This is a genomic window from Thiomicrolovo sp. ZZH C-3 (assembly GCF_054862725.1).
The window spans coordinates 1,413,543-1,425,026 of record NZ_JBTKXX010000001.1 but is presented as its reverse complement, the minus strand read 5'-3'; the positions used below and the strand labels follow the sequence as shown (position 1 = coordinate 1,425,026).

At 53.1% G+C, this 11,484-nt stretch carries 12 protein-coding genes; 6 read left to right on the top strand and 6 right to left on the bottom strand.

Going from position 1 to position 11,484, the window contains the following annotated elements:
* Positions 1-14 precede the first annotated feature (14 nt).
* The 4 genes from ACXWTF_RS07295 (at position 15) to ACXWTF_RS07280 (ending at position 4,013) form a co-directional block, all read left to right on the top strand.
* Positions 15-1,214 carry an amidohydrolase family protein gene (locus ACXWTF_RS07295; RefSeq protein WP_461714341.1) on the top strand — a complete coding sequence of 400 codons (1,200 nt, stop codon included), beginning with the start codon at positions 15-17 and terminating at the stop codon, positions 1,212-1,214.
* An 84-nt stretch (positions 1,215-1,298) separates the two neighbouring features.
* Positions 1,299-1,853 carry a DUF4382 domain-containing protein gene (locus ACXWTF_RS07290; protein WP_461714340.1) on the top strand — a complete coding sequence of 185 codons (555 nt, stop codon included), beginning with the start codon at positions 1,299-1,301 and terminating at the stop codon, positions 1,851-1,853.
* Positions 1,854-1,939: 86 nt separating this feature from the next.
* Positions 1,940-3,712, top strand: coding sequence for an ABC transporter ATP-binding protein (locus ACXWTF_RS07285; protein WP_461714339.1), 1,773 nt, complete (start codon positions 1,940-1,942; stop codon positions 3,710-3,712).
* A gap of 88 nt (positions 3,713-3,800) precedes the next feature.
* Entirely contained in the window at positions 3,801-4,013 is a 213-nt protein-coding gene (locus tag ACXWTF_RS07280) for a YgaP family membrane protein (protein ID WP_461714338.1), read from the top strand.
* 64 nt (positions 4,014-4,077) lie between these two features.
* Here ACXWTF_RS07280 and ACXWTF_RS07275 read toward each other — a convergent pair whose 3' ends face one another.
* The 3 genes from ACXWTF_RS07275 to dnaJ are packed head-to-tail and all read right to left on the bottom strand — an operon-like array spanning position 4,078 to position 6,131.
* Complete coding sequence (locus tag ACXWTF_RS07275) at positions 4,078-4,677, bottom strand: class I SAM-dependent methyltransferase (RefSeq protein WP_461714337.1); 600 nt, start codon at positions 4,675-4,677, stop codon at positions 4,078-4,080.
* On the bottom strand, positions 4,678-4,971 hold the full coding sequence (locus ACXWTF_RS07270; RefSeq protein WP_461714336.1) for a chorismate mutase: 294 nt from the start codon (positions 4,969-4,971) through the stop codon (positions 4,678-4,680).
* Between the two features lie 41 nt (positions 4,972-5,012).
* Complete coding sequence (gene dnaJ, locus ACXWTF_RS07265; RefSeq protein WP_461714335.1) at positions 5,013-6,131, bottom strand: molecular chaperone DnaJ; 1,119 nt, start codon at positions 6,129-6,131, stop codon at positions 5,013-5,015.
* Between the two features lie 95 nt (positions 6,132-6,226).
* Between dnaJ and mltA the strand changes: the two genes are divergently transcribed.
* Both mltA and ACXWTF_RS07255 read left to right on the top strand, forming a co-directional pair.
* Entirely contained in the window at positions 6,227-7,324 is a 1,098-nt protein-coding gene (mltA, locus tag ACXWTF_RS07260; RefSeq protein ID WP_461714334.1) for a murein transglycosylase A, read from the top strand.
* Between the two features lie 7 nt (positions 7,325-7,331).
* Positions 7,332-8,303 carry a class I SAM-dependent methyltransferase gene (locus ACXWTF_RS07255; protein WP_461714333.1) on the top strand — a complete coding sequence of 324 codons (972 nt, stop codon included), beginning with the start codon at positions 7,332-7,334 and terminating at the stop codon, positions 8,301-8,303.
* A 121-nt stretch (positions 8,304-8,424) separates the two neighbouring features.
* Here the strand turns inward: ACXWTF_RS07255 and ACXWTF_RS07250 are convergent, their stop codons facing one another.
* From ACXWTF_RS07250 to ACXWTF_RS07240, 3 genes are read right to left on the bottom strand one after another with little or no spacing between them, the layout of a single operon-like run.
* A complete protein-coding gene (locus tag ACXWTF_RS07250) occupies positions 8,425-8,904 on the bottom strand; it encodes a hypothetical protein (protein ID WP_461714332.1) in 480 nt (159 codons plus the stop codon).
* A 29-nt stretch (positions 8,905-8,933) separates the two neighbouring features.
* Positions 8,934-10,544 carry an ORC-CDC6 family AAA ATPase gene (locus tag ACXWTF_RS07245; protein WP_461714331.1) on the bottom strand — a complete coding sequence of 537 codons (1,611 nt, stop codon included), beginning with the start codon at positions 10,542-10,544 and terminating at the stop codon, positions 8,934-8,936.
* 9 nt (positions 10,545-10,553) lie between these two features.
* Positions 10,554-11,252: a hypothetical protein gene (locus tag ACXWTF_RS07240; RefSeq protein WP_461714330.1), complete on the bottom strand. Its 699-nt coding sequence runs from the start codon at positions 11,250-11,252 to the stop codon at positions 10,554-10,556.
* Positions 11,253-11,484 lie beyond the last annotated feature (232 nt).

Below are 11,484 nucleotides of genomic sequence, written 5' to 3'. Positions count from 1 at the left end.
GTGAGGACACGGGCATGATTTATGAAAACGTGACGATTTGCGACTGCAGCGGTGAACGGGTCGCCTGCGTACGCATCGAGGAGGGGCGCATCACCGAGATCGCCGAACAGATCGCCGGCGACGCGCGGGTCGATGCGACCGGCAAGATCCTGCTGCCGGCGCTTGTGGACACGAACGTCCGCCTCAAAGACGGCCGCCTGACGGGACGCCACCTGGTGGAACTGGCCAAGGCGGCGCGCAGAGGGGGGGTGGGGACGGTCGTGCTCTCCCCCGATTCGACCCCTTCGGTCGATGATGCGATCTCCCTGGAGTTCGTCCAGAACCAGCGCGACGGCTGCGAGGGGGCGCGGATCGAAACGGCGATCGCCGCGACCATAGACGACGAACGTTTCAGCAATATCGCCATCCTGCTGGGGCGCGGTGCGGTCGCACCCTATATGACGACCTCCATTTCCAACCACCTGGCCGTGCGGATCGCCGAGTACGTCAAGATGTTCGGCGGGACGCTCTTTTGCCGCGCCTTCGACCGGAACCTCTCCTCCAACGGGGTGATGAACGAGGGGGCGGTGGCCCAGCGCCTCGGCCTGGTCGGCATCCCCGCACTCGGCGAGCCGGTCCACGTCGCGCGGATGATCGAGATCGCCCGCGAGTTCAAGATCGCCATCGTCTTCAAAAGCATCGCCTCCCCGCGCTCCATCGAGATGATCTCCGCCGCAAAACGCGAAGGGGTGGATGTGCGCTGCGAGGTGAGCCTGCACCACCTCCTCAAAAGCGACGAGGCGTGCGAAGGGTTCAACACCGTCGCCAAGCTCGACCCGCCGCTGCAGTCGGAGAGCGACGTGCTGAAGCTGCGCGAGGCCTTCGAAGCCGGGGCGGTCGACATGCTGACGCTGCTGCACCAGCCCAATTCGCCGGTGAACAAAGAGGTCGCCTTCGCCGACGCGGCTTACGGTTGTGAAAGTATCGCCGATGCGCTGCCGCTGCTTTACACGAAGCTGGTTGCCTCGGGGTGGATCAGCTGGGAAAGACTGGTGACGCTCTGTGTGCGCGAACCGGCCCGCTCCATCGGCCGCGACGCCGGGACCATCGATGTGGGCAGCACCGACGTGGTGCTCTTCGACCCCCAGCCCGTACGCATGCTCGAAGACCGCCAGTCGCTCTATGACGGCGAAACCCTTCATGGAACGGTCGTCACACTCTTCCGAAATGCCTGAAAACCCCCTAAAACAGGGGCTTTATGACGGTAACTATTCTAGGCTATAATAGTACAATACAGTGCATATTATAAGGAGCCTAGTATGAAACGTTTTTACGCAAGTATAGCCGCAGCGGCACTGCTGACGGCCGGGATCGCGGGATGCGGCGGCAGCTCTTCGGACAGCGGGGTGCTCAACGTCGGACTGACGGATGCCCCGGCGGAGTTTGAAGCCGTCTACGTGACCATTGACAAAGTAATGGTGCACCGCGCCGATGAGTCCAACGAGTCCAACTCCTCCTGGCTGACCGTTGCGGACGTCAACGGGACCTACGACCTGCTGAAACTGCGCGACGGCAATGTGTCGATGCTCGGCGTTGCGAACATCCCGGCGGCCACGTATACGCAGATGCGCCTGGTCCTCCAGTATGACAGCAATGACTCGACGGTTCACCCGTACGGCAACTACGTCGTGATCGGCGGTACGCCCAGCGAACTGACGATCCCGAGCATGGAAGTCAAAGAGAGCCACAACTTCGTCATGGCGCCGGACGGCAATATGACGATGACGGTCGACTTTGATGCGAACAAGTCGATCCACTCCACCGGCAGCGGCAAGTGGATGCTCAAACCGGTCCTGCACGTCGATACGAAGTAACCGCTTCAACCTTTCACCCGGGTAAACGCGGGGGCATTGTCTCCCCGCTTTACGTTCCCCACACCCACCGTAGTCTATAATCCCCCATGCAAGAAATGACCTGGCGCACGCTGCTGCGCGATACGAAACCCTTTCGCAAACGGATCACCCTCGGGCAGCTCGTCGCGGTGCTGGCCGTCGCGATCTCCCTGCCGGTCCCGCTGCTCTTCCCGCTGCTGGTCGACCAGGTGCTGCTCGAAAAGCCCGCGCAGCTGACGGGGCTGATCGACTGGCTCTTCGCGCCCGAGCACCCCTGGGGTTACATCGTCGTTGTCCTGCTGACGACACTGTTCCTGCGCATGCTCTTTGTCGTCGCCAACGTTTTCCAGTCCCGCCTCTTCACGATCATCTCCAAGCACCTCGTCTTTACGATCCGGCGCCGCATCCTGGAACACCTGCGGCACGTCTCCGTCTCCGAGTACGAAGCCCTCGGCGGCGGGGGCGTGAGCGCGCGGCTGGTGACGGACATCGACACCGTCGACGCCTTTATCGGGGTCAGTATCGGGCGCTTTTTCGTCTCGGCACTCTCCCTGATCGGCGTGGCGCTGGTGCTGCTCTATATCGACTGGCAGCTGGCCCTGATCATTCTGCTGCTCAACCCCGCCGTCGTCGCGCTGACGACCTGGCTGGGCAAGAAAGTGCGGCGGCTCAAACGGACGGAGAACCAGAAGATCGAGCGCTTCCAGAACCGCCTCTCCGAGACCCTAGACCTTTTCGTGCAGATCCGCACCTACAACCAGGAGCAGCGCTACATCGACAGCATGATCGACGATGCCCGCTCCATCCGCGACGCCTCGACGCAGTACGGCTGGAAGAGCGAGGCGGCGGGGCAGCTCTCCTCGCTGCTCTTTCTGAGCGGCTTCGAGTTCTTCCGGGCGGCGTCGATGCTGATGGTGCTCTTTTCATCGCTCTCCATCGGCGAGATGTTCGCCGTGCTCGGCTACCTCTGGTTCATGGTGACACCGCTGCAGGACATGCTGCAGATCATCTTCTCCTACCAGAACGCCACGGCGGCGCTCGAGCGCCTCAACGCGCTGCTGCGGCTGGAGAAGGAGCCCCGGTACCCCCATGAGCAGAACCCCTTCGAGGGGAGAGAGACCAACGGCATCTCCGTGGAACACCTCAGTTTCGGCTACGGTCAGAAGCGGGTGCTGCACGACATCTCTATGAACATAGAAGCGGGCAAGACCGTGGCGCTTCTGGGCCACAGCGGCAGCGGCAAGACGACGCTGGCACAGCTGGTACTGGGGCTCTACGCCCCGCAGGAGGGGAGCATCTGCATCGACGATATCCCCGTCCAGAAGATCGGCCTCGACGTCATCCGCGACCATGTCGCCCTCGTGCTGCAGACGCCGAAGATGTTCAACGATACCCTGCGGCAGAACCTGACCCTGGGCCGGGACCTTCCCGACGACAAGCTCTATGACGTGCTGCACGTCGCGCAGCTCGACGACGTCGTGGCCAAACTGACAGAAGGCCTGGAGACGATGATCGGCAAGGACGGCATAAGGCTCTCCGGCGGGGAGCGGCAGCGCCTCTCCATCGCCCGGATGCTGCTGCACGCACCGAGCGTCGTCATCCTCGATGAATCGACCTCGGCGCTGGACGTGCAGACGGAGAGCCACCTCTTCACCTCCCTGCGCGACTACCTCAAGGGCAAGACGACCCTTATCATCGCCCACCGTCTCAGCACCGTCGAGCATGCGGATTACGTCTACTTCCTCGACGACGGGCGCATCGTCGAGGCGGGCACGCCGGAGGAGCTGCTGCGGCGCGAAGGGTTCTACCAGCGCTTTGTCCAGAAACAGCTTGTGCATTGACGCCTTTGGTGACCTAGGTTACTGACGGCGGCTGCCTGTTTTGTATATACTGACCCCATATCCAAGTTTTCTATCCAAGGAGAGTATGATGTGTGTCAATATGGGAACCGTCGATAAGATCATCCGGATCGTTCTGGGCATCGCCCTGATCGCCTACGGGCTCGTCGCGCCGAACTACATTGTTGCCGTGATCGGGCTGGTGCCGCTGCTGACGGGTGTACTGGGTGTCTGCCCGCTCTACATTCCGCTGAAGCTCAATACGGGGTGTAAGCGCGAAGAGAAGAAAGAGCAAGAGGAGTGATCAGCACCTATTGATGCTGAAATGAGTTTTAGCGTAGATCTCCGGGCTGTGCTCGGATGTCGTTTTATGCTTTATAAGCAGTAAAGAGGAAGACCGGGTAGTTCTTCTCCGGTTTTTCAATCGTCAGTGCGGTCGTGAAGGCCGCATCGACGAATCCGCATTTTTGAGCCATCTCCGTCAACTTTTCCCTGTCAAAACCGAAATGAAAGACCCCTTCGTTCCCGTGGGAGTGGAAGCTGCCGTCCTCTTTGTCGAGGTCCGCAACGGCGATGAAGCCGCCGGGGTTGAGGTGGTCATAGAGGGTCTTGAGGAACCCTTCGGTGTCATCGACGTGGTGCATCGCCATGGAGCTGATGATGCCGTCGAAGGTTTCGCTCAGCGGCATCTGCGTGATGTCGCAGCAGGCGGTTTTGATAACGTGTTCCGGGGTGCTTTTGCTCTTGAGTACGTCGAGCATCTTCTCGGAGGTGTCGACGGCGGTGACGGAGCCGACATGGGGGGCGACGCGGTAGGTGAGCAGCCCCGTCCCCGCGCCGAAGTCGAGCAGGGACATGGCGTCGTTCAGGGGGATGGTTTCTATAACGGCATCGGCGGTATGCGCGGCGATCTGCCGGCGCAGGTCCCCCTTGTCCCAGTCGGCGGCCGCGGCGTCGAAACGGGACATTTACAGGTCTTTCGCGTTGCGCAGTTCGGCGATCTCCGTCTCGACCATCTCGTTGATCATCAGCGTGTAGAGTTCGGCAATGAGGTTGGGGGAGAGGTCGAGGTCGAGGGCCTTGCGGCGCAGGCGCTGGATGACGCCGTCGATTCGGTCGGGGGCTTTGACCTCGTCGATGGTGTTCTTGAAGCGGGCGGCCTGTTTGATGTAGTTGTTGCGTTTGGCGATGAGCTCGACGATCTGATCGTCAAGCTGGTCGATCTCGTCGCGGACTTCTGCTAGGGAGTTGCACTCTTTCATCGGGCGCTCCTGTGGTGATTATAGAGGTATTTTACCTCCCCTTATTTAAACCACCCTTTCACTTTTTCAAAGGCCGATTCGAAGACGCTTTCATGGGGTTTCGATTCGATGCCGAAACTCTCCTGGAGCTGTTCGAGAAGCTCGCGCTGTTCGTCGTTCAGTTTCTTCGGGTAGATGAGCTTGACCTGGGCGATCAGGCTCCCTTTTCCGTGGCCGTGGACGTCTTCGATCCCCTCGTCGCGGAAGCGGTACTGCTGCTTGTCGCGGGTCCCCTGGTCGAGGTTCAGCTCGATCTCGCCGGTGAGCGACGGGATGGTGATGTTCTCGCCGAGGATCGCCTGGGTGAAGAAGACCGGGACTTCGACGTAGACGTCGTTGCCGTGGCGCTGGAAGGTCTCGTCGTGCTCGACCTGGAAGGTGACGTAGAGGTCGCCGCGGCTGCCGCGCTTGCTGACATTGCCCTTGCCGGAGACGCGCAGGCGGTTGTCGCTGTCGACGCCCGCGGGGACTTTGATGGTGATGGTCTCTTCGACCTCTTCAAAGCCCGCGCCGTGGCACTCGGAGCAGGGGTCGCCCGGCATCGTGCCCGCGCCGTGGCAGACCGGACAGGTCTGGGAGAAGGTCATGAAGCCCTGGCGCACGTAGACCTGGCCCTTGCCGCCGCACTGCTGGCAGGGGGCGAGCTTGCCGTCCTTGGCGCCGGTGCCGTCGCACATCGCACACGCCTTTTTGTAGCTGAAGCTGATCTCTTTGTCGCAGCCGAAGACCGCCTCTTTGAAGCTGAGCGTGATCTCGACACCGAGGTCGAGGGGGTATTTGTCCATGTCCGCAGGGTTCTGGCGCGAGCGGCGCCCGCCGCCGAACATCTCTTCGAAGATCTCGCCCAGGTCCTCAAACCCGCCGAAGCCGCCGCGCGCACCGCCGCCGGCCATGCCTTCGAGCCCCTGTTTGCCGTAGCGGTCGTAGATGCTCCGTTTTTCGTCGTCGCTGAGGACCTGGTAGGCCTCGTTGCAGAGCTTGAATTTGTGTTCCGCTTCCGGGTCGTCCGGGTTGGCGTCGGGATGGTACTTCTTTGCCATTTTGCGATAGGCTTTCTTGATCTCGGTCTTTTCAGCGCTCTGGCTGATCTCCAAAATTTCGTAATAGCTCATCTCTTCCATACAAATCCCTTGTTATACTGTTTTTTTTGATCGGCACAAACAGTGCCCCGAAAAAATTTTCGGAATTATACCATCTTGAGTGAAGTGATATAAAGTTGTACATTTTTCATTCCCTTTTTACCCTCGTTTTCCTGATCTTTTTGACCGGCTGTGCGCAGAAGGCGACACACCTGAACCTTAACGGCGAAGCGGACAGCAGCGGCGTCTTCGTCCCCTTCGACGCGCTGCCGCAGTGGAACGAACAGCGGGCCGAAGCGGGCCTGGCCGTTTTCAAAAAGCAGTGCGGCTTGAACAAGGTGCCTGCATTGCAGACGCTCTGCGAAGAGGCGGAAAAGAGCAACGACCCCAAAGCCTTTTTCGAAGCAAACTTCCGTCCCTTTATGCTGACGGAAAAGGGGGAGAGTGAAGGGCTGATGACGGGCTACTACGAACCGCTCCTGCACGGCTCAGCGAATCAGAGTGAAGCGTATCCCTATCCTTTGTACGCGCCGCCCAAGGACCTGCTGCGCATCGAACTCGCTTCACTCTATCCGGACCTTACCCACCGCTACCTGCGCGGCAGGCTGCAGGGCAACCGCGTGGTACCGTACCCCTCCCGGGCGCAGATCAACGCCGGGGATGTCGACGCGCGTCCGCTGTGCTATGTCAGCAGCGACATCGACCGCTTCTTTCTCCATGTCCAGGGCTCCGGAAGGGTACTGCTCGACGACAACACGACCCTCTACGTCGGCCATACCGACCGAAACGGCCACCCCTACCGCTCCATCGGGAAACTGATGGTCGAGGAGGGGCTCATCCCCAAAGCCGAGATCTCCCTGCAGACGATCCGCGCCTACCTCCGCAGCCACCCGGCAGAGAAGAAGCGCATTTTGGAGTCGAACCCCAGCTACATCTTCTTCGGCCTGCGCACGCAGGGGGCGACGGGAACCCTCGGCGCGGAGCTGACCCCGATGCACTCCGTCGCCGTCGACCGCACACGCATTCCGCTGGGCTACCCCGTCTACGTCGACGCCGTCGAACCCCTCGGCGGTAAACCGCTGCAGCTCCTGGCGATGGCGCAGGATACGGGCAGTGCTATCAAAGGGCAGGTGCGCGCCGACCTCTTCTGGGGCTACGGCGAGCATGCGGAAGCCGAAGCGGGACGGATGAAATCGCCGCTGCGCCTCTGGCTCCTTGTGCCGAAAGCGGAGTAGGAGGAAGATGCTGACATTTACGACCGAACCGATGGCGGAGATCCTGCCTCTGCTCGAAGCACAGGTGGCACAGCTCAACGCAGGGGAGAACATAGAGTTCTCCGTCCTCGACCCCGACCTGGGCGCGGGGCACTATGCAGGTGCAACTATTACTGTCGAGGGGACCGATTACCTCTACCGCGGCTACAAGGCATGGACCGATCTTTCGGAGCTTCTGATGTGTCGGATGATGACCCCTGAACGCCTTGAAAACGGCAGAGTCCGGCTGCGTTTTATGAAGCTCGATACGGCGTCGTCCTTCCACCGGGAAGAGGTGGAGGAGAGAACGGAGAAGTACGGCGCGGCTTCCCCCTTCGCGGCCATCAACAAGAACGAGGAGCCGGCTTTCCTCTGGGCCTACCGTCATTCACTGGAACGGGTAAAAGTAGGGCAGCGGAAGCGGGTGCTCAACCTCGGCATCAACAGCGGAGAGGAGTTCGAGCTGATCCGCCGGATGCTCGGCAGCGATTTTGGTGAGATGGAGCTGGTCGGAGTCGACCATTCGGCAACGGCCATCGCCGAAGCGCAGGCAAAATTTCCCGAGCCCAATGTGAGCTTCCACGTCCACGACATCAATGACCTTGGCAGCCTCGATCTCGGTCGTTTCGACCTCATTATGAGCATCGGTACCCTGCAGAGCCCCGGTGTGGAGTTCAAGCCCTTGTTTATGTCGCTGATACAAAACTACCTCGCCCCCGGAGGCAGTGTCATCCTCGGCTTCCCCAACAGCCGCTGGACAGATGGAGAACTCATCTACGGTGCCAAAGCACCCAACTATGCGTTCTCGGAACAGTCGCTGCTTTATAAGGACGTTTACTTCTGCAAGAAGTATTTGCAGCAGAAGAAATTCCGGGTGACGCTCACTGGCAAGCCGTATCTTTTTCTTAGTGCAACACCTTTCGAGTTGAACCGGCAGGCACAACCAAGCAGCAACATCTGATCTAAAAAAACTTGTTCAGAGTTGGCCAACGTTCCAGCGACATTTCCAGATAAAAATCATTGTTGTCTCAAATGTTTAGAAAATTTTCACTTAACACGTATTTTATATGGATTTATTCCTATTATGATGCCATACATTCGTTAGCAGTTTTGAAACGATAAAGCGACTTGTCAGCAGCAACTTTAGCGAAGCGTGCAATAACTATCATAACAATTCCGTATAAAATTACAACTACTTTTCCCCACCAAACCTGTGGTTCAACAATAACTCCAGTTATCAGAATTAATAAACCATAGAAGAACATTGTTGCGGAAATTAGATATAAATATATAAATTCAATAATCTTATATGTATTTGAATTAGCTACAACGTCGTCATACGGAGATGTGTTGGCATCCTCAAAACAAGATCTGCTAAGTTTAATGAGTTCCTTGAATTTTCTCGATAAATTGCGTATAGATTTTTGATCAACAATGAAAGCAATTCCCCATATAGTTGTTGCAATAAGTAAAATGCTCAAGCAAATTGTAACAAGCGTACCCATACCATGTCGTTCAAGATAGGGTAGTATTGTGTCTAGTAAGGCGATCATTTCTTTCATTTCTTTGATTTCTCCTTCGATTTGTACATTTATCCTGAAATGTATTCTAAGAGTTCTGCAGTGGCAGCATTTTTCATTAATCGAGCTCGTACTGGACCCACATTATAGATTTTTTCAATCAAGTTTTCTTCCGTATTTTTGTGCAAATCTTCAATTGTATTGATTCCAGCAGACCTTAGCTTTTCTTTTTGCCAAGGAGTAAGAAGAACTAAAACGTCAATTGACTTCTCAAGTAAAGACCTCAATGATTCTCCGTACTGTTGTTCGTCATCAGTTTGAACTAAACCGTCACTACCAGAGTATGAGCTATGGTTTTTACCAAACTCAATGAATTTTTTGATTGATAAGTTTTTATAAAATTCAGATGACTCGCTATGAGGATTACTTTCTAATGAAATCATACAGCCATATTTGATCTCATATCGAGACCCTAATTCGGCTCTAGTCGCTCTCACTGAACTATCTATCTTCCTGATGATTCCGGTATACGTTAAAAGTCTTAACGCTTCTTTCACAGCCTCGGGGGAGTCTTTATGTATCCAAAAATAAATCGTGGATTCAGCAATCCCTTTTTCTTTTCTAGTATTGTTATACTCTTCAACTTTTGGAATAACTGTTTTTTCGAGAAAATCTCTTCCCCAATCAATTATTCCTCGGTGACCTTTATATTTTTCTCCTAGCTCAGTATGTTCTGCCCAAATCTGACCACGATAAAATGATTTGATTTCTGAATTGACGTTTGACGTGTTGAATTTTGCTATGTTTTGAAGAGTTCTTAATAACATCCTAGGGTTACCACCAGATGATAAAGCAAGGGTGTTAAACAGTTCCCTTTGTTTATCGATGTCTTCACGTAACTTTTCGTCAGATTGTTTGAAAACAATGTCTTTAAAGTATTGGAGATAATCAGCGTCAGAAATGTTTCTTTCTAATTTTTTGTATACACAATCATGAGTTAATTCAAATGTGTCTCCAAAGTGTGTTACACCTGGGTAAATAGCTGCATTACATGATATATAAGGTGATCTTAGGTCTTTAAAAAGATTAAAGAATTGTCGCTGTTGCTCGGGCCTAAAAACGTGTGCAGCTTCGTCAAAAAAAAAGACTACTCTTTCAAGAGAGTTTTCTTCACAAATCGTTTGTATCGCTTCTTTTACATCTTCTATGTCAGGTAGCGCAGATATATCAACTTTAGAATTTCCTCTATATGATTCTTCGAACAGTTTAACGATTTCTTTAAGACTGATCTGAACTTCATCTTCGGTTTCATTAACATCATTGCTTAACAGACTTGCAGTTAGGGAAGAAACAACGATTCCTCTCTTCCTTAGTTTGTTGAGTAAGGATTTAAGAGTCTTGGCTAACATCCAATGATAGAATTGAAGATTGTCTTCTGTACTGATTAACGAGCTCATGTTGAAGGGTACAAAAACACTGATATAAGATTCACTTTCAGATTCTAATTCAAGTTCTGCAACTCGCATTAAAAAAGATTTTCCGGTGCCTCTAGAGCCTTCCAGTAAACAAGGTTCATTTGCTTTGAGAGCGTTTAATATATTTCTGTCAGCCGCGTTAACCACTGATAAGTTTAAAATATCTGTTTGTTTAATACTTTCTGTTCTTAGATAAAATTCATTCATTAATATTCCTTATGATTGTCCAAATAATTTTCGAATAGGTTCAACTTCATTGAGTTCTTCTGGGACAAACTGTAGTGACTCGCGTGTAGACTCATCAAACTGCTTTGCGTACCTGCATACAGCAGTAAATAAAATCACTTTTGCAACAGATGTAAAATAATCACAATACAGTTCAAATAATGTAGCGTTATAGCCTAATTCTAGACCACTGTTTTGCCAAGTTTCATTATTCCCATGAACATATTCAGAAAGTTTCCTGTAAACAGAAATGGCTTTTCTTCTATACACGATACTATGTTCTGAACATTCGCTAAAGAATGCTTGTGTAAATCGCTTTGACAAGACCCCGTTATCTTCATCAACTAAACTTGACCATTTTATATCAGTGCGACCGTCAAGCCATTCATGTAACTCCAATTTATTTACGGAGAAATACATAGCTGCAAGTCCCATTTCAAACGCTAGCCGCAATGACGAAAAGGCTTGCCTATATAATCCTAGAACTACATTTAGGTTTGCTGACTCCAGTTGCGCACTAACAGTTACAAGAATTTCTTTTTCTTGGGGATCAAGTAGGCACTCAGCGTATTCGTATACACACGACGATAAATGATGCAGTGTACCGAGTTTTTCTTTCTCAGATATCGTTTGAATGAATATTGTCTGTGACTCAGAATTTAATCTATTAAAGTATTCTTGTATGTCCATGATAATCGATTAATCCTTTTTTTGAATGAACTATTGACTTGTAAATATTTTACTGCGCTACAAAGCTATCCCACTATATATATTGTTACTAAATGTATAACATTATTACATATTTTATAGCTCTATATGCTTTAATTGTAAGGAAAAATGCATAATAATAATAATAATTTCTGATGATTAATTAACTCTATGCAGGTCTATCGACAGTTGTCGATATTAATCATAAATTTTT